General features: G+C 64.8%; 19 protein-coding genes. 10 read left to right on the top strand and 9 right to left on the bottom strand.

Annotation, left to right across the window (positions count from 1 at the left end; all coding sequences use genetic code 11):
• Positions 1-12 precede the first annotated feature (12 nt).
• From QRQ56_RS15415 to QRQ56_RS15400, 4 genes are all read right to left on the bottom strand, one after another.
• Positions 13-399, bottom strand: coding sequence for a response regulator (locus QRQ56_RS15415; RefSeq protein ID WP_438741213.1), 387 nt, complete (start codon positions 397-399; stop codon positions 13-15).
• Positions 400-432: 33 nt separating this feature from the next.
• Entirely contained in the window at positions 433-909 is a 477-nt protein-coding gene (locus tag QRQ56_RS15410) for a chemotaxis protein CheW (RefSeq protein ID WP_438741212.1), read from the bottom strand.
• Positions 910-936: 27 nt separating this feature from the next.
• The gene (locus QRQ56_RS15405; RefSeq protein ID WP_438741211.1) at positions 937-3711 is read right to left on the bottom strand and encodes a hybrid sensor histidine kinase/response regulator; all 2775 of its coding nucleotides are present in this window, start codon (positions 3709-3711) and stop codon (positions 937-939) included.
• Positions 3712-4139: 428 nt separating this feature from the next.
• Positions 4140-4622, bottom strand: coding sequence for a response regulator (locus tag QRQ56_RS15400; protein ID WP_438741210.1), 483 nt, complete (start codon positions 4620-4622; stop codon positions 4140-4142).
• Between the two features lie 426 nt (positions 4623-5048).
• On the opposite strand from QRQ56_RS15400, the gene QRQ56_RS15395 reads away from it, so the two are divergent.
• From QRQ56_RS15395 to QRQ56_RS15380, 4 genes are all read left to right on the top strand, one after another.
• A complete protein-coding gene (locus QRQ56_RS15395) occupies positions 5049-5759 on the top strand; it encodes a Crp/Fnr family transcriptional regulator (protein ID WP_438741209.1) in 711 nt (236 codons plus the stop codon).
• Positions 5760-5937: 178 nt separating this feature from the next.
• Positions 5938-6636, top strand: coding sequence for a Crp/Fnr family transcriptional regulator (locus QRQ56_RS15390; RefSeq protein WP_438741208.1), 699 nt, complete (start codon positions 5938-5940; stop codon positions 6634-6636).
• 158 nt (positions 6637-6794) lie between these two features.
• Positions 6795-7172: an Hpt domain-containing protein gene (locus tag QRQ56_RS15385; protein WP_438741206.1), complete on the top strand. Its 378-nt coding sequence runs from the start codon at positions 6795-6797 to the stop codon at positions 7170-7172.
• Positions 7173-7363: 191 nt separating this feature from the next.
• Complete coding sequence (locus QRQ56_RS15380; RefSeq protein WP_097660705.1) at positions 7364-7612, top strand: hypothetical protein; 249 nt, start codon at positions 7364-7366, stop codon at positions 7610-7612.
• A 152-nt stretch (positions 7613-7764) separates the two neighbouring features.
• Here the strand turns inward: QRQ56_RS15380 and QRQ56_RS15375 are convergent, their stop codons facing one another.
• Complete coding sequence (locus tag QRQ56_RS15375; RefSeq protein ID WP_438741205.1) at positions 7765-8388, bottom strand: LuxR C-terminal-related transcriptional regulator; 624 nt, start codon at positions 8386-8388, stop codon at positions 7765-7767.
• Between the two features lie 324 nt (positions 8389-8712).
• Between QRQ56_RS15375 and QRQ56_RS15370 the strand changes: the two genes are divergently transcribed.
• Positions 8713-9876 carry a hypothetical protein gene (locus tag QRQ56_RS15370; RefSeq protein ID WP_438741202.1) on the top strand — a complete coding sequence of 388 codons (1164 nt, stop codon included), beginning with the start codon at positions 8713-8715 and terminating at the stop codon, positions 9874-9876.
• Positions 9877-10519: 643 nt separating this feature from the next.
• Positions 10520-11728 (top strand): EAL domain-containing protein, encoded by a 1209-nt coding sequence (locus tag QRQ56_RS15365; RefSeq protein WP_438741201.1) that lies wholly within the window; start codon positions 10520-10522, stop codon positions 11726-11728.
• A gap of 52 nt (positions 11729-11780) precedes the next feature.
• Here QRQ56_RS15365 and QRQ56_RS15360 read toward each other — a convergent pair whose 3' ends face one another.
• Entirely contained in the window at positions 11781-12635 is an 855-nt protein-coding gene (locus QRQ56_RS15360; protein ID WP_438741199.1) for an NAD(P)H-dependent oxidoreductase, read from the bottom strand.
• 90 nt (positions 12636-12725) lie between these two features.
• Between QRQ56_RS15360 and QRQ56_RS15355 the strand changes: the two genes are divergently transcribed.
• On the top strand, positions 12726-13667 hold the full coding sequence (locus QRQ56_RS15355; protein WP_438741198.1) for a LysR family transcriptional regulator: 942 nt from the start codon (positions 12726-12728) through the stop codon (positions 13665-13667).
• A gap of 13 nt (positions 13668-13680) precedes the next feature.
• Here the strand turns inward: QRQ56_RS15355 and QRQ56_RS15350 are convergent, their stop codons facing one another.
• A complete protein-coding gene (locus tag QRQ56_RS15350; protein ID WP_438741196.1) occupies positions 13681-14541 on the bottom strand; it encodes a DMT family transporter in 861 nt (286 codons plus the stop codon).
• 161 nt (positions 14542-14702) lie between these two features.
• Here QRQ56_RS15350 and QRQ56_RS15345 point away from each other — a divergent pair, with 161 nt between their 5' ends.
• The 3 genes from QRQ56_RS15345 (at position 14703) to QRQ56_RS15335 (ending at position 18505) form a co-directional block, all read left to right on the top strand.
• The gene (locus QRQ56_RS15345; RefSeq protein WP_438741487.1) at positions 14703-16067 is read left to right on the top strand and encodes a PLP-dependent aminotransferase family protein; all 1365 of its coding nucleotides are present in this window, start codon (positions 14703-14705) and stop codon (positions 16065-16067) included.
• A gap of 124 nt (positions 16068-16191) precedes the next feature.
• Complete coding sequence (locus QRQ56_RS15340; protein ID WP_438741195.1) at positions 16192-16851, top strand: hypothetical protein; 660 nt, start codon at positions 16192-16194, stop codon at positions 16849-16851.
• A 184-nt stretch (positions 16852-17035) separates the two neighbouring features.
• Entirely contained in the window at positions 17036-18505 is a 1470-nt protein-coding gene (locus QRQ56_RS15335; protein ID WP_438741194.1) for an SEC-C metal-binding domain-containing protein, read from the top strand.
• A gap of 19 nt (positions 18506-18524) precedes the next feature.
• Here the strand turns inward: QRQ56_RS15335 and QRQ56_RS15330 are convergent, their stop codons facing one another.
• On the bottom strand, positions 18525-19130 hold the full coding sequence (locus tag QRQ56_RS15330) for a GDYXXLXY domain-containing protein (protein WP_438741193.1): 606 nt from the start codon (positions 19128-19130) through the stop codon (positions 18525-18527).
• A complete protein-coding gene (locus QRQ56_RS15325) occupies positions 19127-20401 on the bottom strand; it encodes a DUF2157 domain-containing protein (protein WP_438741191.1) in 1275 nt (424 codons plus the stop codon). Before QRQ56_RS15325 ends, QRQ56_RS15330 begins: the two co-directional genes overlap by 4 nt.
• Positions 20402-20683: the final 282 nt, after the last annotated feature.

Raw genomic sequence — 20683 nt, 5'->3', positions numbered from 1 at the left:
GCCAGATTTCGCTCAGACCATGGCTTGTCCGACCGGGAGCAAGCCGACTTCAGCAAACTTGTCGGCGATGATGTCTTTGTCGAAAGGCTTCATGATGTATTCGTTGGCGCCGCCGCTGAGCGCCTGAGCGATATGCGCCACGTTGTTCTCGGTGGTGCAGAACACCACCTTGGGCTGGTCGCCGCCGGGCAGGCGCCGCATGTGGCCCATGAACTCGAAGCCATCCATGACGGGCATGTTCCAGTCGAGCAGCACCGCGTCGGGCAGCTGCTGCTGGCAGATCTCCAGCGCCTTCGAGCCGTCCTCGGCCTCGGTCACTTGGAATTCCAGGCCTTCCAGGATCCGGCGCGCGATCTTGCGCACCACGCTGGAATCATCAACCACCAAGCAGGTTTTCATGTTGGTTCTCCGGCTCCGATTTTTTTCGTTAGCTCAGGCAGCCATTTGCACTTTGGTTTCGAGCTCGAGCACGCGATCGACGTCGAGGACGACCATGAGCTGTCCGTCGAGGCGATGGACACCGCCGGCGAGCTTGGCCATGCGGGGATCGAGGTTGACGGGGTTCTCTTCCATGCCGGCTTCGGGCAGGCGCAGCACTTCGCCGATCTGGTCGATCAGCAGGCCGTAGGATTCACCGCGCAGGTCGACGCCGACCGCCATCGGCACCTTGCCGTCCTCGGGCTGCGGCAGGCCGAGACGGGCGCGCATGTCGACCACGGTGACGATGCGGCCGCGCAGGTTCAGCACGCCCGCGATCTCGCGCGAGGACAAGGGCACGCGGGTGACGCGCTCGGGCATGAACACGTCCTGGACGCGGGAGATCGGCAGGCCGAACAGCTGGCCCCCGATCATCGCGGTGACGTATTCGACCATGGCGCCTTCGCCTACTTGGGTCTTCTTGTTGCTCATATCGGTATCTCCTGATCCCTGTCCTGCTTACGCCGCTGCCCGGTTCAGCTCGGAGGCGCCGGCGGCACCCGCGGTCTGTTCCTTCAGCGCCGCGATCAGACCGGGACGGTCGAACTTGGCGACATAGTCGTGGAAGCCGGCCTGACGGCCGCGCTCGATCGCCGCCGGCGACACCAGGGCGGAGAGACCGATGATCGGCATCGAGCCCAGATTGTTGTCGGAGCGGATGGTCTCGGCGAACTCGAACCCGTTCATGTCGGGCATCTCGATGTCGGTCAGGACCACGTCGAAGGTCTGGGCACGGAGCGCAGCGAGGCCCTCCTGCGCGGTCGGCGCGGTGCGGACGCGGTAGCCCGCGGCCTTGAGCACCGGAGCCAGCATGTTGCGGAAGAACGCGCTGTCATCGACCAGCAGCACCGACTGCGAGTGCAGCGAGGGCTTCATCTCCTTGCGGGTGAACCAGTCGGAGAACGCCATGGGCAGGAAGTGGCCGACGTCGATCACTTCGGTGGCCTGGCCCTTGATCACGGCCGAGCCGAGGATGCCGCTGGCGGAGCCGCCGACCTCGATGTTGAGGCGTTCCTCGACGATGTCGATGATCTCGTCGACGACGAGGCCCATGGAGCGGCCGTCGTCGGCGAACACCAGGATCGGCTGGGCGCCCTGGCTGGCGATGGTGACGCCTTCCATGGCAACGAGCGGCATCAGCTGCTCGCGGTACTGCACCATGTAGCGGCCGTTGGAGAACTCGATCTTGTCGGCAGGCAGCTCTTCCAGGCGCGTGACCAGCCCGAGCGGAACTGCCTTGGGCTGCGACGAGCCGGCGCGGAAGACGAGAAGCGAAGTGGTCTGCTCGCCCGAGCCGATATGGTGCGCGCCGTTCTCGTCGCCCATGTCGTGGGCCGAGGAGCCGGCGGCGCCAAGCGCCTTGGCAATGCCGTTGGGGTCGATGATCATGATGACCGCGCCATCACCCAGAATGGTGTTGCCGGAGAACATGTCGATGTGACGCAGCTTCGTCGACATCGGCTTGACCACGATTTCTTCGGTGTGGAAGACGCCGTCGACGACGATGCCGAAGGTCTGGCTGCCCACCTGAGTGACCACGATGAAGCCGTTCTCGGGATCCGAGGCCGCGCCGTCGTCGATCTTCAGCAGCTTCTTCAGATGGATCAGCGGCAGGAGCTTGTTGCGCAGACGAAGAACCGCGGTGTCCTTGATGCGCTCGATGCGGTGCTCGCTGTTGGCGCGGGCGCGGACCAGCTCGACGACCGAGAGCTGCGGGATCGCAAAGCGGTCGCCGGCGGCTTCCACGATCAGTGCCGAGACGATCGCGAGCGTCAGCGGGATCTTGATGGTGACGGAGGAGCCCTCGCCGGCCACCGACTTGATGTCGATGGTGCCGCCGATCTGGTCGATATTGGTGCGCACCACGTCCATGCCGACGCCGCGGCCGGAGACCGAGGTGATGGCGGCGGCGGTCGAGAAGCCCGGCGCGAAGATGAACTTGTGGATCTGGGCTTCCGACATCTTCTCCAGCTCAGCCTCGGTGGCGAGCCCGCTAGAGATGGCCTTGGCCTTGATCTTGTCGGTGTTGAGGCCGCGGCCGTTGTCGGCGATGCAGATGATGATGTGGCCGCCCTCGTGATAGGCGGACAGGCGAATGGTGCCCTGCTCGCCCTTGCCGCTGGCGAGACGCTCAGCGGGGGTCTCGAGGCCGTGATCGGCGGAGTTGCGCACCATGTGGGTGAGCGGGTCCTTGATCAGATCGAGCACCTGGCGGTCGAGCTCGGTGTCGGCACCGTGCATCTCCAGCTCGATCTGCTTGCCGAGTTCGCCGGAGAGATCGCGGACGATGCGGGGCAGCTTCTGCCAGGCATTGCCGATCGGCTGCATGCGCGTCTTCATGACGCCTTCCTGCAGCTCGGCGGTGACGTTGGAGAGGCGCTGCAACGGCACCTTGAACTCGGTGTCCTCGTTGCGGCGGGAGATCTCCAGGAGCTGGTTGCGGGTCAGCACCAGCTCGGAGACCATGGTCATCAGATGCTCCAGCGTATCCACGTTGACGCGGATCGACTGGTTGGCGATGCGGTCGCCGTCGGATGCGCCCTCGTCGGCCATCGACTTCTTCGGCGCGGCCTTTTCCTTGGCGGGCTTCGCTTCCTTCGCGGCTTCCTTGGCAACAGGCGCGGGCGCTTCAGCGGCCGGCGCGGCCTCAACCTTGGCGACGGGCGCCGGCGCTTCGATCGAGGTCTCGCGGAAGGCGCGCTCGAGCTCGTCGAGCGAGACCTCGCCCGGACGCAAGGGGCGCTCCAGGGTCTGGTCGATCAGCGTGCCGGAGGTCGCGGCTGCGGCAGCCGGGGTTTCCGGCACGAGCGGCGGAGCTTCGGCGACAGGAGCGGCAGCGCCGGCGGCCATAGCGGCCATGCCCTGCTCGACCATCGCTTCCAGCTTGTCGATGAGATCGCGGTCGTTGCCCTCGGGCTCGGCTTCGGTGGCCTCGAGACCGGCCAGGATCTCCTTGATGCGGTCGATCGAGGCCAGAATCAGCGACACCGCGTCGGCCGTTACCGGCATGCCGTCGCGGAATTTGCTCATCAGCGTCTCGCCGGCATGCGCCAGCGCTTCGAGCCGGGGCAATCCGAGGAAGCCGCAAGTGCCCTTGATGGTGTGAACGAGGCGGAAGATGTTGTCCAAGATCTTGGCGTTGTTCGGCTCCTGCTCGAACTTCACCAATTGATTGTCGACGGTGTCCAGGCTCTCGCTGGTCTCCGTCAGAAACTCCCGCAACAGATCATCCATGAGCTACGCCTTACTGACCTGAACATGGACTTCGACGCCGGAGCCACCCTTGGCACGGACGGAAGTCCCTCCCCTGGATCGTTAGACAACCCCTTTCACAGTCCCGTTAATTTCATCCTCCGTGCTAATACGGATATTGAAGAGAAGTTTGCCGTTCAGCGGCCTGCAGCAGCGCTTTTCGGCAACGCCGCCTCCGCGCCGCACCGGCGGCAAGCCGCCCGGTAAACGTTCCGACAATGGCGTGGCGAAGCGCGCGGGAAAGTCCTGCGCGGGAAGGGCGATAGGGCCGGCCGGCGTGATATTGGAACGAGACGCCCGCAGCCGCGCGCGCAGTCTGTCCCCTGGTTTGCCGGGGTCGCCGCGTGCCGCAAGCTCCGCAGACGCGGTAAACGAACGGTTACCCCGTCGCCATAGCGGCTCGCGAGGCGCTAACCCATTCGCGCAGCCGAGGTGATGCCACCGTCGGGACGATGCTCCGCCAGGCAATCATTGATGGCGGCGAGCAGCGCATGCGGCGTGAACGGCTTGCGCAGACAGCGGGCGGCACCGAGCTCCAATGCCATCCGGAGGAAGTCGGGTGCAGGCGAGTTCAGGTTCGCGAAGGCGTAGCCGGACATCGCGATCAGGGGAATGACGGGCGCCCGCTCGTGGAAGATCCGGATCGATTCGAATCCGCGCATGTGCGGCATGAAGATATCGATGATCATCAAATCGAATTGGCCGTGCTCGAGAGCGCGCAATCCGGCGTCACCACCCTCGGCGATCGTCACTCGAAAATTATTGCGTTGAAGATAGACTTCGATGGCCATGCAAACCATCGGGTCGTCGTCGACAACGAGAATATGGCGTAGACTGTCAGTCCCCGTGTGAGCTTCCGATTTCGTCGATTCAATAATTGAACCGTGGGGCACGCCTTTCTCCTTTGCTGTCGATCAAGAGAGGGATGGTCGCGAAGCTCGTCGGCGCGCCGAAGACGACCGTGACGAGGTCCGCGGTGATGGCATGCCGGGGTTGAGAGCGATGTTGGACGGCTGTCAGCGCGCGGCCGAGCGACGAGGCGACCAGGATCGACCAGCGTCCGATGACAGCACGGATGCAATGATCCCGGCTCACAAGGCCCCCTTGCCGCTTATTCCTGCATGCCCTTGCAGGACTCGCGCTGCTCAAAAGCGAATCAACGCACAGTTCTCATTTCCGCCGCAAATGAGACAGCCTGTCTGCCCTCTAACGGGTATATGGACGACGCCACAACCTTTACAATATTCTTCGTTCGTCGTGCAACTGAACGACGAACCGACGCTGCGCCGATCGTCCATCGAACCCGCCGGATGACTTGCATGACCGTGAGCGGCCCTCCGCCCAATCAGCTGCTGCAATTGCTCGATGCGTCGGATCTCGATCGGCTGCGTCCGCATCTCGCAACGGTCGAATTGGTCAGGAAATCTGTCTTGGGTGAAGCGGGTGCTGCACTCCGACACGTCTACTTCCCGCATGGCGGATCGGTCTCGATCACGGTGAGCCTGTCGGAAGGACAGATGATCGAGATTGCGATGCTGGGCCGCGACAGCGTCGTAGGCGGCGGCGCCGCGCTGGCCGACGGCATCGCGCTGACGGACGCGGTCGTGTTGTTCCCAGGCACCGCTTCCGTGCTGGAAATTGCGGCCTTCCGCGCAGTCGCCGCCGCGAGCGCGGCGTTTCGCAGGCTGATGGTCCGCCATGAGCAGACCTTGCTCGCGCATGCGCAGCAGTCGCTGCTCTGCAACACGCTGCACCCGGTCGAGGCGCGGCTCGCGCGCTGGCTGCTGCGCGCCCGCGACCTTTCCGACAGTGAAATCCTGCCGCTGACCCAGGAGGTGCTGGCGCAGATGATCGGCGTCCGGCGAAATGCCATCTCGCTGGTCGCACATGCGCTGCAGCGCGCCGGCATCATTCACTACAGCCGCGGTCAAATCGAGATCGTCGATCTGCGGGCGCTGCAGATGACGTCTTGCAGCTGCTATGCCGCCGTGAAGGCCCATCATTTCCGCCTGGTGGGAGCCGTGCCGTGATCACGGCGCGGGATGATCTTCTGTGTGCCGGCGTGAATGCAGCATAGGAACGATCGCCGGGTCGGACATCTTGTCCCAATTGCCAATATATCCCGACGCGAACATGATGGAACCTATCTGCGAAGAACGTGCATATCGTGATTCATCGTGCAGGAAACGGGAGGCAGCTTTGGAAACGATGGTGCGCTCATCCAACGGTTTCCTGTCCGCACTGCCGGCGGAGGATTACGACTTGATCCGCCCGCATCTGCGGACGGTCGATCTGCCCCATGACGCGGTGCTGGTCGAGACCGGCGAGACGCTGAAGCGCGCCTACTTTCCCCACCGCGGCGTCATCTCGCTGGTGGTGAAGCTCGCCAAGGGCGAGCATGTACAGGTCGCCATGATCGGCCGCGACAGCCTGCTCGGGACGCTCTCGACCATGGGCGACGCGTGTGCATTGAACACCGCCGTCGTGCTGGTTCCCGGCCTTGCGTCCGTGATGGATCTCGACCGGCTGCGGAGCGCCGCCGAACAGAGCAGCACCCTGCGCACCTCGCTGACGCGCCACGGGCTGGCGGTCTATGCCCAGGTCCAGCAGACCGCGGGCTGCAACGCCGCCCATCCCGTGGAGTCGCGGCTGTCGCGCTGCCTGCTGCACACGCATGACCTGTCCGGCGACTACCGGCTGCTGCTGACCCAGGAGGCCATGGCGCAGATGATCGGGGCGCGGCGCAACAGCGTGTCGCTGGTCGCCAATACATTGCAGCAGGCCAATTTCATCCATTACAGCCGCGGGCACATCCAGATCGTCAACCTCGACGGACTGCGCCAGACGGCGTGCGAATGCTACGCCACGGTGAAGGCGCAGTACGACCGGCTGCTCGGCCCGCGCTGACCGCGGCCCCTGGTTTGGTAAACCGCCGGCTAATGCGGGCCGGCAAACTCCTCACGTCCCGCTACCGGAACTGAAATCCGAATGCCGTAGGCATGGGGACATGCTCGCGCGCCGCGACATGCGCGCGGCCAAGGACCCGTGACCGAGGCAGCAAGACCATGTTTGACGTTCCCGTCGCACCCGCGCAGAAGGCGCTCGATGCCGAGCCCGCACGCGAGCCGCGCGCCTATGAAGCGCTGGTGCGCGAGATCGGCGAGGACGGGGCCGGCGAAGTGCGCGAGGTGTTCTGGAGCGAGACCTGCGCGCGCCTGCAATTGTTTCGCACGCTCTCTCTCGCGCAGCACGCCGCCAGGATCGCGCGCGAGGCCCATTCGCTGAAGAGCGCGGCCGGGACGTTCGGCTATGTCAGGCTCGCGGCGCTGGCGCTGACGCTGGAGAGAACAGTGGAGACGCTCCGCGAGGTCGAATTCCTCGATCTCCTGGATCGGATGGACGCGGCCTATGCCGCCGCGCGTGTGCAAGAGCCGCAGGCCTGACGCGCGACGCATTCGAGACGAGACATCGTCACGCTACGCATACCTTTTCAGGCATAGTGTCTTCGAACGATCGCTGCAAAAAAGCGCACCGGCTCGGGCCGCGCGAAACCCGCCGTACTTCTACGGCTTGGGATTTTTAGAGATGGCTAATCATAGGTGGTGATAGTCGCGGGAAACCAGGAGGGTTTTCCATGTTCACCTACGAGACCGCGGACCAGAAAGAGGTTCGCCGCTTCCGCATCGCACAGTTCAACGGCCGGATGGCGACGGTGAAGGCGGGGGAATCGACGGTGACCGGCTTCGTGCGTTCGGTGCTGGAGCAGGAATCGACCATGCCGCCGCGCTGGACCATCACGATCATCCCGAACGGGCCGAAGGAAGACATCAAGCCGCTGCGTCCCGCCTCGCGCGCGCGTCCCTTCGCTGAAGATTATTTCTGAGCGCTATCGGTTTTCGGCAAAGCCCGCGCCGCCTAAAGCATGATCCGGAAAAGTGCGAAGCAGTTTTCCGGAAAGACCATGCGCAAGCAACGACCCAAAGCGCGATGACGATTCATCCAAATCTCATCGCGCGTTAAGGCGGCGCCGATCTCTCAATCGATCGAATGCAGCAGTGCCGCACGGACGAGGTCCGCGGTATTGCGCGCACCTAGCTTGCGCATCGCCTCGGCACGATGGCTCTCGAACGTACGCGGGCTGATCTGCATCCGAAGCGCGCCCTGCTTGTTCGAAAAACCTTCGCTGATCAGCCTCAGCACCTCGCGCTCGCGCTTGGTCAGGCGCTTCTGGCCGGACAGGCCGAGCAGCTCGGCGCTCGGCACGCGCTGGACCTGCTGTGCACGGGCGGCTTTCGCCTCCGCATCCTCGGCGCTGGCCGGGATCGCAAGGCCGGTCTTGTGAGGGCCGGCAAGCTGCTTGACCAGACCGCAAACGCGCTCGGTTTGAGCCAGCGCGTTCTCGACCACCCGCTGCAAATAGGCCCGATCGCCGGTCACGGGGGCGAGCTGATCGCTGTGATGCTTGATCTCGCCCATGTAGAGCAGCAGGGCGGTGAGGGGGCCGTTGAGCTCGCGGGCAATGGCGGCGGCCATTTCGTCAGCCGCCTTGGCCCGGGCGGCGCTCAGGCGGACGAAATCGAGCTCTTCAGTTGGAGCGGCGCTGCTTTCGTACCATTCCGACGGCCGCGAATCGGTGGCCGTATCATTCTGTGACCCCATGTCACTCATTTAGCGGAACCCGGGGTTATCTGTGGTTAACTTTTTGCTCCGTAAGACTACGGTGATTTTGGCAGCTTTGCGATAAATTGGAGTCGGCGGCACAATTTGTGCTTGCGCGACTTCGTCACCGCCCCCGCACAGGTTGCGTTTCCTGCCGAAACCCTGGGCAAATTGGCCCTAATTGCCCGCAGGCGGCGTCCGGCCCCCGGTTTTTACGGAATAATTAACGGCGGCTTGCTTCTCTTAGGCGGGTTGAGAGCGCGCAAATGCCTCCACGCATTGGGCCCGCACCCCCGCGGGCGACGCTGCGAAAGATTGCGTGCCATGGACGAGATCGATCGGCTGTCCGAATTCTTGCAGAGGCTGACGCCGCTGTCGCGCAGCTGTCTGCTCAGCGAACTCGAGCGGCTCGAATTGTGCGGCATCGACATGCCCGGCTCGCCCGACATCCAGTCGCGCCTGCGCGCCGAGTTTCGTAAGGACGGATCGACCCAGGCCCGCGCCACCAGCCCTTCGCGCTATTTCTTCGCGCCGCTCGAGCTGCTCCTGATCGACGGCGCGCCCGAGCACGCCAACATGGGGCGGATCTCGCGCAACACTCTCACCCCGATATGGGAATGGATCTGCCGCGACCTGCTGCCGACCATGGCGCGCGACTACATCAAGGCGATCAACGACCAGGTCACCGCCAACAACCCGAAAGAAGTCCTGAAGATCGCGTCGACGTTCCAGATCAAGGTCGTCAAGGTCCTCGAGAATACCCTGGCTTCGGCGGAGAGCGCGGAATTTGCGCGCGGCAAGCTCGCGCAATACACGGCCTCGCGCACCGCCTTCGACGATGTCAGGAAGATGCAGCAAGTGCTGCGCGCCGGCAATGCGCTGCCGAAATTCAACGAGAAGCTGCCCGAGAAGATCGCAAGGCTCGATGACGGCCAGGTGGCGCAGATCACCGCGCAGCTCGACGCCTTCAAGAAGGCTCACCCCGACGCGCTGCCGTTCGCGCTGGCGCTGGTGGCGCGGCGCCTCGCCACGCCCTGGCAATTGGCGCGTTTCGCCACCAAGGCCGCTGCAAGCAAGAGCGTCGCCGATGTCGCCGCCACGCCCTATGCCTGCGTCATTCCCATGGTGCTCGACCGGCTCGACGACAAGCGCCTCGCTCTTCGTGTCGCGCTCCGGCACAACCGGGTGCTGGTCGCCCGCGACCTGCTCACCGAGATCTACGACATCGAATATGCGCTGAAGGTGCGCGTGGACGGCATCGAGGGCCACGAATGGGGCGTCCGCCTTCAGCAATTGATGGACGCGATCGCAGCGCTGGTCTCCGCCGAGGTGAGCCGCTTCCCTTCCAATGTCGGCCACATCCTGGGATCACGCCGGCTGCGCAGCCACGATACGATCGGCGGCAAGCTGACCTATCTGGCCTGGAAGGGACGCGATGCCATGCAGGACGGCGCCGCCGCGTTTCGCAAGCTGATCGGGCAGTCCTGATGCCGCGCTCCGCGCTTATTGCGCGCGCGGCAGGCTCAGGAAGCGATCGAGAAATCGCCCCGACATCACGATCCTGAACCACCAATAAATCAACCGCCGCGTCGTCATTGACGTAATCCTCGACAGCCCACCACCGGCTGTGCGGAGCATTAGCGCAGTCGCCGCAATCCGCGTGTGATGCGCTTCACATTCGCCGCCGCAGGCGAGGACGCGTTGTCGCAGAACCGCAGCGAGCGCGAGCGAAACATGCCCGCAGAGCGCGAACGCGAATCCTCGCTGACCGCCCGATCTCGTTCACCGTCTTCGCCGGGCACGACAGGTCGCGCGTTCCGGAAAAAGCGGACGCAATTAATCCTCCGACACGCGCGCGGGTGCCTCGAAAGGGCACACCGACTCATTGCTCACCTTCGTCCGCCTGCGAGCAAATCCGCTGCAATGTCGCGCGCGAGAATTTCGCCTGCGCTGACAGTCGTTGCGATCGAGGTGCCGGGGCATGCAAATTCTTTTTGAAGAAACTGTCGAAAGATTAGCTCGAGTTGCAAGGTTTAACGTTACTCAAATAATTCAAGAACGAAGCGAAGCTCACCTTATTTGATCCCACGCTCAGCGTTTAAGAAACCGTCACGGTACGGGAGTGGTTTTGATGAACGATGGGATGGTTGAACTCGTCGGACGAAGGCCTGTGACCTTCGGACGACGAAAGGTAACGCCGCGCGCCTGCGTGGCTGACAGCAAGCGGCATCTGCGCGCCTTCCTCAGCGAGGTGCTGGAGGATCTCGGCTTCGTCACGAGTGAATGCGCCAGTGCGGACGAGCTGAAGACCGTGCTCGCCTCGGAATTGCCGGACCTGATCCTGCTCGGCGTCGCCGCCGACGGCATCGAGCCCGGACGGTTTCTCGAAATACTGGTGCGCGAGGCGTTTGCCGGCAAGGTTCTCGCCGTCGGCGCCCGCGAGTCGATCATCGTCAGGGCCGTGCGCCAGGTCGGCGAGGAATACGGCCTTGCCATGCTGCCGCCGCTGACCACGCCTTTTGCCGCGGAAACGCTGCGCGACCGCGTCGCCATGCTGCTGCCGGAGGAGCCGGCGCCGAGCCCGGCCGTGCATGTCGGCGAAGCCCTGCACGCCGGCTGGCTCGAGCTCTGGTACCAGCCCAAGATCGACGCGCGCACGCTGGTCCGCAGCGGCGCCGAGGCGCTGGTACGAATGCGGCATCCGACCTGGGGCGTGGTCCCGCCGGCCTACTTCATTCCCGATGAGGACGATCCGCATTTGCGCGACCTCTCCGAATTCGTGATCGAGCGCGCCATGCGGGACTGGCATTTTCTGCTGGAGCAGCAGACCCCGGTCAATCTCTCGATCAATCTCCCCTCGTCCTACATGAAGGAGCCGCAGGCGGTGCGCGATCTCTGCCGCAGCATGCCGACGCATCCGGCTTTCGGCGGGCTGACGGTGGAGATCGACAGCGAGGAGGCGATCCGCGACCTCGATCTCCTGACCGAGGTCGCGCGCGAGGTCGGCCTGCACAATATCGGCCTGTCGATCGATAATCTCGGGGCCAACTGGCCATCACTGATGGAGCTGGACAAGATTCCCTTCGTCAAGCTGAAGGCCGACCGGCAATTCGTCACCGGCAGCGGCAACGATCGGCTGAAGCGCACCGTGTGCCGTCACATCGTCGAGCTCGCGCAAGGTTATGGCGCGCGCGCCGTGGCGCAAGGCGTCGAGAGCCGCGCCGACCTCGTCGCGGCCAACGAGCTCGGCTTCGACCTCGTGCAGGGCTTCCTATTCGGCAAGCCGATGCCGCTCAAGAAGTTTGCCAGGAGCGCGCTGACGAAGACGGTGATGGAATGAGCGCGCTTGCGATTTAAGCGCCGCCCAAGGCCCGCATCGACAACCCCCGCACTCAGCTTGCGGGGGCGCCGACATCCGCCGGCGATTGCAGGGCGTCCGCCGCTGGCGGCAATGTGCGTGTCGTGGCCTGTTCGAGGTGAATCGCAAAGCCGCGCGCCTCGGAAGGCTCGAGCCCGGCGCGGAGCTGCATGCTCGGGATCAGGTAATCGCCGCCGTTCTGGCGCCGATAGGGAATGGGCGAGGTCGTCGCAAGCGTTCGCATCCTCTCCCTCAGACGTTCGGCGGTCACTTCGAAATCGGGTTCGCCGAGCTTGTCGGCCTTGTAGACGACGAACGGTGGAAGGACGTCATATCCCGGATAATAGAGAATGCCGTGATGGATCGGAAACAGCAGGTCGTCGATTGGTCCGTTGATGCCGCGCGCTGAATAGTGCTCCTGCCAGCCGCCGGTCGTGACGATCAGCATGGCACGTTTGCCCGCCAGCTTGCCCTCGCCGTAACGGTCGCCCCATCGCTTGTCGCTATGCTCGCCGACGCCATAGGCGAAGCCGTAAGCAAACACGCGATCGACCCATCCCTTGAGGATCGCGGGCATGCTGAACCACCACAGCGGAAATTGCAGAATCAGCATGTCCGCCCACAGCAGTTTCTCGATCTCGCGGCTCACGTCCGGCGTGAGCGTGCCGGTCTCGAAGGCTTGCCTGGAAGCAGCGGCGGGCGCGAGCCGCGCATCCGCCGGCAGCGACGGGAAGTCGGCGCGACCGACGTCCGGCTTCCAGCCCTCGGCATAGAGGTCCGAGACGCGCACCTCGTGGCCCTGGGCCTCGAGCTCGCCGACGGCAACATCCCGCAGTGAGCCGTTGAGCGAACGCTGCTCGGGATGAGCAAAGACAACCAACACCTTCATGATCAGCACCATTCCTTGAGGATGCCCCGCAACTAGCGCGGCGGCCTGCAATCCGCTAGACGTCGGCAATGGATAGGATTGTGCCGAAAAATGGATAGATCGGAGGTCAGCCTCGAGCGCATGCGCAGCTTCGTGAGGGTCGCCGAGCGGGGCAACCTGTCGGCGGTCGCACGCGAGCTGGAAGTAGGCCAGTCCACCGTGACCCGGCACATCCGCGAGCTCGAGCAGGCCGTGGGCGTGCCCCTGCTCACGAGGACCACGCGCAGCGTGACGATGACGGAAGAAGGGCGCCGCTATTATGCCGACTGCGTACAGATCCTGCGCCTGGTCGAGCATGCCGGCGACGAGGCGCGCAGCACGCGCGGCGCGCCGGCCGGGACGATACGGATTTCCTGCACCGCGGCCTTCGGCGTGCTCCACCTCAGCCGCGTCATCTTCGCCTTCCAGGACCGCTATCCCGACCTGTCCGTGGATCTCAATCTGACGGACGAGCGGATCGATCTCGTCAGGGAAGGCGTCGATGTCGCGCTTCGCCTCGGGCCGCTCGCTGAGAGCTCGATGAAGCTGAAATCCCTCGGGCAGTCGCGGCGGCTGCTTGTCGCCGCGCCCGCCTATCTGGCCCAGCGCGGCAGGCCCACGCGCCCGCAAGATCTCGCCAGCCACCAGAGCATCAGAATGTCCAACGTCGCCGGCAGCGAAACGCTCGTCCTGCATGGGCGTCGCAGAGGACGCCATCAGGTCCCGCTCGGCGGACGGTTGCGCGTCGATCATGGACTTGCGGCGCGAGAGGCGTTCGCGGCCGGTCGCGGCATCGGACCCACGCATCTTTGGTTGGTCCACGACCTTCTCGCGGCCGGCAAGCTCGAACGCGTGCTGGCGGATTATTCGCTGCCTGCCGTTCCGCTCAACATGCTGATCGTGCCGGAGCGATCCGGCGTCGCGCGGGTGCGGTTGCTGGTCGATTTCCTCGCCGAGCAGATCGCGCAAATCCCTGGGATCGAAAGGCCACAGCCGGGTCGGCGACAGGCCTAGAGGGCGGCCAGCGTCACGCAAACCGCCGTGCGAAGAAGACGCAGGCGACCACGAGCATGGTCGCGGCGATCATGCTCCAGGCGACGGGTTCGTGCAGCAGGAGGCCCGCGAGCGCCAGGCCGAAGAACGGCTGCAGCTGTTGCAGCTGGCCGATACGCGCGATGCCGCCGATCGCGAGCCCGCGGTACCAGAAGATGAAGCCGACGAACATGCTGAAGATCGAGACGTAAGCGAGCCCGATCCAGGCCGGCACGCCAACGCCGCTCCAGGATTGCGGCCAGCTCAGGATCGCGACCGGCACCATCAGCGGCAGCGCGAGCAGCAGCGCCCAGGAGATCACCTGCCAGCCGCCGAGCCGGCGCGACAGCGCGGCCCCTTCGGCATAGCCGAGGCCGCACAGGACGATCGCGGCGACCATCAGGAGATCGCCGCTGAGCGACGCCGAGCTGTCGCCCAACAAGGCAAAGCCGGCGACCGTGGCGCTGCCGAGACCCGCGAACAGCCAGAACAGCGGCTGCGGCCGCTCGCCGCCGCGCAGCACGGCGAAGATCGCGGTCGACAAGGGCAGCAGGCCGATGAAGACGATCGAATGCGCGGACGTGATGTGCTGGAGCGCGAGCGCGGTCAGCAGAGGGAAGCCGACCACGACGCCGATGGAGACGATCACGAGGGAGGCAAGATCGCTCCGCTGCGGCCGCGCCTGTCGGAGCAGGCCGAGCACGGCAAGACCGATCAGTGCGGCGATGACCGCACGCACCGAGGTCAGGAACAGCGCAGAGAAGCCGCCGACCGCAACGCGGGTTGCCGGCAAGGAGCCGCTGAAGATGATGACGCCGAGGAGCCCGTTGCCCCAGCCGCCGCTCGCAGATTGCATATCGGTCCCGTTGGTTCGCGCCGCGACACTCGGCCTTCTGCGGTGGCAAGACCAGTCACAATCCAGTACAATCTGGCGAAACTGTATGGGTATGGAAGGTCATACACTTGACCGGCGAGACGCAGATCAGAGGCCGCGGCGGCACGCGGACCGTCGACGTGATGAGCGCGATCCGCGCCAAGGTGGCCGGCCGCGCGCTCGGTGCCGGCGACCGCCTGCCGTCGATCCGCAGCCTCGCCGCCGCGATGGACGTCTCGCCTTCAACGGTGGTGGATGCCTATGATCGCCTCGCCGCCGAGGGCCTGATCCGCGCCCGTCGCGGCTCAGGCTTTTATGTCTCGCCGACGATCATGCCGCCGCTCGCGCTTGCCGAGGCGGAGCCGCGGCGCGACCGGGAGGTCGATCCGTTCTGGGTGTCCCGGCAATCGCTCGATGCCGACACCGCCGTGCCGAAGCCCGGCTGCGGCTGGCTGCCGGCAAGCTTGATGCCGGAAGCGGGCTTGCGCAGCGCCATCCGTGCGCTGGCGCGGACCGATCCGGATCTGTTGACCAATTATGGCGGTACGCGCGGCGGACCTGTCCTGCGCCGGCTGCTGCTCGCGCGCCTCGCCGAGGATTCGATTCCCGCCTCCGCCGATCAGCTCATGCTGACGGGCTCGGGCACGCAAGCCACCGACCTGATCTGCCGCTTCCTGCTCCGTCCCGGCGACACGGTGCTGGTCGACGATCCCTGCTACTTCAATTTTCGCGCGCTGCTGCGGGCGCATCAGGCCAGGATCGTCAGCGTGCCCTACACACCGTCGGGTCCTGACGTCGCGCGCTTCGAGCAGATTCTCGGCGCCGAGCGGCCGCGGCTCTACATCACCAATTCGGCCCTGCACAATCCGACCGGCGCGACGATGTCGCTGCAGACCGCGCACCGGCTTCTGACGGCGGCCGGCGCGCACGACCTCACCATCATCGAGGACGACATTTTCGGCGACTTCGAGCCGGAGCGCTCGCCGCGGCTTGCCGCGCTCGACGGGCTCAATCGCGTGATCCGCATCGGCAGCTTCTCCAAGACGCTGTCGGCCTCGGTACGCTCAGGCTACATCGCCGCCCGCGCCGACTGGATCGAGCATCTCGTCGACCTCCAGGTCGCAACCAGCTTCGGCGGCCCCAGCCCGGTCGCAACCGAGATCATCGCAAAAGTGCTGGCCGGCGGCGGCTATCGCAAGCACATGGACGAGCTCCGGCAAAAGCTGACACGGGCTCGCCGCGACATCGCGCGAAAACTAGCGGCGATCGGCGTCGAGCCCTGGCTGATGCCGCGCGGAGGGTTCTTCCTGTGGTGCCACCTTGCGGGCGGCCAGGACGCGACGCAGGTCGCGCGCGCCGCACTCGAGGAGGATGTCGTGCTGGCGCCCGGCAACGTCTTCAGCGTGGCGCAGACGTCCCAGCACTTCATGCGTTTCAACGTGGCCCATATGAACGACCCGCGGACGTGGGAGGTGCTGCGGCGGGCGTTGAAGGCGGCGGCGAAATAGCCTGGACGGCGGTTCCCGGCGGGAAGACAGAAAGAGGTTGCCGTCCGGTGCCGCTGGATTAAGCTGGCTTACAGATATTTCATCGACTGTCGATTCCGATCACATATTCAGCCGAACGACGTTCATGCGCTCCTTCATTCTCGCGGCGATTGCCGCTCTTGGAATCTGCAATTGTCCGGCCCAAGCCGAGACCCTGCAGAAGAAGCATGGTCCCTCATGGAACTGCAGCTACATCTCGGTCGAATTGCAGGGTCTGTATAAGAAATGCCTGGAGTGCGACAGCGCCAAGCAGGACATCGCTCGAACCGGCTATGATTCCGGAATTTGCATCAACAAGGCTTCGTTGAGAGAAAACCTCACGATCCGGCCAGACTACGAGAGCCCCCAGGAGGAGAGGAGGCGGCTGAACGGAGCAGCCGCCGTTTCCCGCGAGTTGCAGGAGCTCCAGCGTTGGCGAAACCAGCCCACGCCGCGGGATTCGGACGTTTCCGGAATCGGAGGTGGGCGACTGGCTCCCAGTGCCCCAAGACCAAGCTCTCCCCCAACCTCAAAATCCTTTCCAACCCGGGAGTCCGGCGTCAGCGGCGCCCGCGAGCCCGGATCAAGCTCGAACTCATCCGAAATCGGTGCAAAGCCGTCAGCGTCAAACGTCAGCGGCCCGACGCATTCGTCGCCCTCGGCACCTGTCGGCGGCGTGCACATCGGAGCCGTTCCGACGGGCAAGGAAGGCGACCTGAGCGAGCTCCGGCGCAAGGTTCTCAATTTGAAGAAGCCGGATACCTAGCCCAAGAATTTCTCGAACAAGAACTTCTCGAAGCGGGACATAGACCACCATGATGCACAGAGTGCTTGTCAATCGGCGCAGCTTTCTGGCGTCGGGCGCGAGCGCGCTTCTCGCGCAGCAGCCTTCGACTGCGTTGGCGGCTGACAGCGTGTGCAAGGCTCCGCCCGCGACGGTGACCACGGACATGCGGGCGGAAGTCGCCGTTTCGCTGCGCGAAGCATTGAAGCGGGCGAAGTCAGGCGGGTCGAAGCGGCTGACGGGTTTGACCCGGATCGATACCGTCTGCCAGGACGACGATTACGACATCCTGCTTTGCGGCGTGGCCGAGAAGGGCCAGCCGGATCTCTACCTCGACGATCTCATCGTCGCGATCAGGTCGGCCGCCAGGAAGTACGGGAATATCGAGCCGGGGATTTCGCTGGACCCCGACAGAAGCCAGACGCCTGGCCTCGACCAGATTTCCGGGCGCGACGCGGCCGCGAAGCAGCAATACTTGCGCATGTGCTCCCAGCAGCCGCAAATGGTTCGCGTCGATTCTCTTCCCCGGCATTCCCGCGTGACGAAGGTGCTGGTCGAAGCCGACTATCGCATGAAGCAGGTTTCGCAGGGCACGCTGCAATTGCCGGTCGATCCGCCCCTGCCGGGGACATTCACGCGCCGGCTCAATCAGTCGCGGCAGATGCTGAAGGCCGGCACCTCGACGGGTGATTGGAGCAGCCGGCGCCGGTTCTGGTTCGAGCCCGGCAAGTTCGAATATTCACACGATTACCAGATCGCATCCCTGCAATCGGCCCAGGTGATCCTCAGCGACGCCGATGCCAACGCGGATGCAGGTGCCAAGACCGGCAATGAAGATCCCATCGCAAGGGAGTTCGCCTGCGATTGGACCGCGCGCATGGAGGAGACAATCCGCGCCGAGCCGATCTGGCGCGACATGTACAACATCTACCGGCATTTCGCGATCGCACATATCCTGAAGGAACAGAACCTCTACACCTATCACATCACTCCGCTGATCGACGCCCACCAGATCGACCACGTCGAATTGCCGGATTCGCTTCCGGGCCTGGGGCGTTGGGAAACCCTCGAAGAAACCAAGGGCAACCGTCGGGTGACCCTGGTCTCATCAGTGTGCGGCGGGGTTTCGCTGGGACTGGCGAAACGCGTGACGGGAACACGCGCCGTTTCTGCAAGCAGTTCGCCTTCTCCAATGGCGTTGCTGTCGCGGGCGATCGTTCTTTCGCGGCCGGAAAAGACGGCGGTGAGCTGGACTGTTCCGGCGACGGCGCTTCAAGCCGCGTCAAAGTGGTTTGCGGATCGGGAAGAGAAGCGCCTTCAAGACGAGAGGGAGACCGAGGAGCGGAAGCGCAAGGAGGCGAACGACACCAAGATGGGCGCGATGATCCTGGTCGGTTTCGTGGCGACCGCATCGTTCGTGGGGTGGCTGATGAATCGCCGAAACGCACGCCCTCCCCCGGCAATGGCCGCCATAGGTTCGGAGCTGCCATCGGCTCCGCTCGTGTATGTGCCCGACGAAGCCAAAACGCCGTCGGCGCTTGCAGGCCTGCGTCGCAACGATCCCTGCCCGTGCAATTCAGGAAAGCGCTACAAGCATTGTCACGGCGCGCACGAGGCCGCGTCGGATTCCGACTGAGCGCAAGAACGACGTCCGGCTAATACAGCGGCTCCTCATACACCGGCTCGCCGTCGAGCAGCAGCCGCTTGATGGCAGCGCGGCCCGAGGGCAGCACGGCGGCGACGATGCGCAGCTTCTGCTGGTTGCGGGCTTGCTCCAGCTTGCGGCCCTCGCCTTCGGGTACGAAATAGCGTTCGAGGCCGTATTTGATAGTCAGCTTGTCGCAGAAGCTGCGGACGTTCGATCCGCAGGAATAGCTGACGCGGCCACGGATCAGCACCTCGGGCGCCGTGACCGGCACAGGCTCGGCATGCACCGAGACGGCGGCGTAAAGCCCCTCGGCATTCAGCGCGAGCTTGACGAAGACGAGCGGATTGCGCGCGTCGGCCGGCTTGCCGGCGAGGTGACCGGCCGGCAGCTGCGAGATGTCGTAGCGGAGCACGACATAGTCGCCGCGCAGGAAATCGCGCGGATCGACCGGCTGGGTCTGCAGCGTGACCTCGGTGCCTTCGCGCAGGATCTGCACGCGGTCGGCGACCATGAGCATCAGCAGCGCGCATTGCACCAGGACGGCAATGGCGAATAGCAGGGCTTTCGGGATGCGATGCCAGAGCGCGGATAAGGACATGGCGAGCTGGTTCATCGCGCGGCCCTCGGCAGGGCGCGATTGAGCGCCGTTGCAAAGACGACGGCAACGATGCCGGCTGCCGCGAGGAATGCCGAGCGGCCGAGCAGCGAACCCTTCACCGCCCAGGTGATGCCGGCGATGACGCCGGCGATTCCGAGCCATCCGGCGACGATCCGCGGACGCACATCATCGAGCACACCGGACACGACGAGGCACAGCATGGCACAGAGCAGCGCGGCATAAGCGAGCCAAGGCTCGCCGGCCGTGGAGACCGGCCAGAGCGGCGCGGCCAGCAGCACGAGCCCGATCGCGCAGGCGCTGAGGATTTCACCGGCGCGTTTTGTCAGCGCAGCGGACGCGACGGTGAGGATCACGCCCGCGACGCCGCACAGGATCGCCCAGAGCGGCTGGCCGGACGCCGTGCGGGTCCGGAACAGAAGGATGTCGTCCACCGTCGTCACCTCCAGGGCCGCGGCAATGGCGAGCGCAAACGCGCCGTAGATCGACAGAACGCTGCCGAGCCGGACCGCCCGCGGCGAGGGCCAAGCTGCGACCGCAAGCCCGGCGCCGAACAGCAGGGCCGCACCGTTCGCGAGCACGAAGGACGGCTGGGCACCGCCGTCGAACTCGAAGCGAAACGCCGTCGCGATCCACCACGGCAACGCCGCTATCGCGACGAGATGAGCCGCGACGCGGGAATTCCAGGCAAACGCAAGGCTTGCGGCGATCAGCCAGACCGGCACGAAGGACAGATGCAGGCCATCGGACAGGTCGGTGCTGCGCATGCAGGTCCAGATGCAGGCGGCGGCGAGGCCGACCGCCAGTGCCCCGCGCGAGCCGGTCAGGAGTGCCGCGGCAAACGCGCCGATCGACCACAGCAGCATGCCGCCGGCAAAATCCTCGCCGAGATGATACATCTGGCCGACCAGCGCGATGCCCGCGCCGAAGATGATCGCGCCGATGCTGGCGCAGAGATCGGCGAGAACGTTGCGGCCCCCGCCAGCGAACCATGCGCCAAGGGCGCCTGTGACGATCATGCCGGCGAGCAGGATCGCAAACCGCACCAGCCGCGCGATCTCGGTCCAGTGCGCCGCCACGAAGGCGAGGAACGCGGCCGCGATCAACAGTCCGCCGACGATGCCGACGACCACGGCGATATTGATGCCCGCCGGCAGCGGCGGCAGCACCTGACGGATGGAGGCGGCCGCCGCCGGCGCAATCACGCCGTCGGCCTCCCATTGCGCAAGATCAGCTTCGAGGCGATCGCGGTAGGTCTTCTCGAACATCGCAGGAAATCACCTCGTTACCGCCTGATGGCGGGCCATTGCTAGGTCGGATCGGGGAAGCCGTGGGTTCAAGCTGGCACCGCTCTGCGTGGGGTCTTCGTCTTCCGACAACAAAAAGCGAAAAACAACCCCATGCACAGTAGCGCGCCACTTTGAGATCAATGGCTTACGCGGTGACGCGTCGGGCAACGTTTCAAGAGCAAGCGAGCCAGTTGATCGCAGCTTGGGACCCCGACGGCGATCCCTCGATCTTTTCATATTCTGCAAAAGTGATGCTCGGAC

Origin of the sequence: Bradyrhizobium sp. U531 (assembly GCF_051710265.1) — a bacterium.
Classification (GTDB): domain Bacteria; phylum Pseudomonadota; class Alphaproteobacteria; order Rhizobiales; family Xanthobacteraceae; genus Bradyrhizobium.
Note: the sequence above shows the minus strand (reverse complement) of the source record. Positions and strands in the feature narration are given on the sequence as shown.

Excerpts from the sequence above, each read along its gene's own strand:
- QRQ56_RS15415 (WP_438741213.1), bottom strand. The coding sequence starts at position 399 with ATGAAAACCTGCTTGGTGGTTGATGATTCCAGCGTGGTGCGCAAGATC.
- QRQ56_RS15410 (WP_438741212.1), bottom strand. The coding sequence starts at position 909 with ATGAGCAACAAGAAGACCCAAGTAGGCGAAGGCGCCATGGTCGAATAC.
- QRQ56_RS15405 (WP_438741211.1), bottom strand. The coding sequence starts at position 3,711 with ATGGATGATCTGTTGCGGGAGTTTCTGACGGAGACCAGCGAGAGCCTG.
- QRQ56_RS15395 (WP_438741209.1), top strand. The coding sequence starts at position 5,049 with ATGACCGTGAGCGGCCCTCCGCCCAATCAGCTGCTGCAATTGCTCGAT.
- QRQ56_RS15390 (WP_438741208.1), top strand. The coding sequence starts at position 5,938 with ATGGTGCGCTCATCCAACGGTTTCCTGTCCGCACTGCCGGCGGAGGAT.
- QRQ56_RS15385 (WP_438741206.1), top strand. The coding sequence starts at position 6,795 with ATGTTTGACGTTCCCGTCGCACCCGCGCAGAAGGCGCTCGATGCCGAG.
- QRQ56_RS15380 (WP_097660705.1), top strand. The coding sequence starts at position 7,364 with ATGTTCACCTACGAGACCGCGGACCAGAAAGAGGTTCGCCGCTTCCGC.
- QRQ56_RS15375 (WP_438741205.1), bottom strand. The coding sequence starts at position 8,388 with ATGGGGTCACAGAATGATACGGCCACCGATTCGCGGCCGTCGGAATGG.
- QRQ56_RS15370 (WP_438741202.1), top strand. The coding sequence starts at position 8,713 with ATGGACGAGATCGATCGGCTGTCCGAATTCTTGCAGAGGCTGACGCCG.
- QRQ56_RS15365 (WP_438741201.1), top strand. The coding sequence starts at position 10,520 with ATGAACGATGGGATGGTTGAACTCGTCGGACGAAGGCCTGTGACCTTC.
- QRQ56_RS15360 (WP_438741199.1), bottom strand. The coding sequence starts at position 12,635 with ATGAAGGTGTTGGTTGTCTTTGCTCATCCCGAGCAGCGTTCGCTCAAC.
- QRQ56_RS15355 (WP_438741198.1), top strand. The coding sequence starts at position 12,726 with ATGGATAGATCGGAGGTCAGCCTCGAGCGCATGCGCAGCTTCGTGAGG.
- QRQ56_RS15350 (WP_438741196.1), bottom strand. The coding sequence starts at position 14,541 with ATGCAATCTGCGAGCGGCGGCTGGGGCAACGGGCTCCTCGGCGTCATC.
- QRQ56_RS15345 (WP_438741487.1), top strand. The coding sequence starts at position 14,703 with ATGAGCGCGATCCGCGCCAAGGTGGCCGGCCGCGCGCTCGGTGCCGGC.
- QRQ56_RS15340 (WP_438741195.1), top strand. The coding sequence starts at position 16,192 with ATGCGCTCCTTCATTCTCGCGGCGATTGCCGCTCTTGGAATCTGCAAT.
- QRQ56_RS15335 (WP_438741194.1), top strand. The coding sequence starts at position 17,036 with ATGCGGGCGGAAGTCGCCGTTTCGCTGCGCGAAGCATTGAAGCGGGCG.
- QRQ56_RS15330 (WP_438741193.1), bottom strand. The coding sequence starts at position 19,130 with ATGAACCAGCTCGCCATGTCCTTATCCGCGCTCTGGCATCGCATCCCG.
- QRQ56_RS15325 (WP_438741191.1), bottom strand. The coding sequence starts at position 20,401 with ATGTTCGAGAAGACCTACCGCGATCGCCTCGAAGCTGATCTTGCGCAA.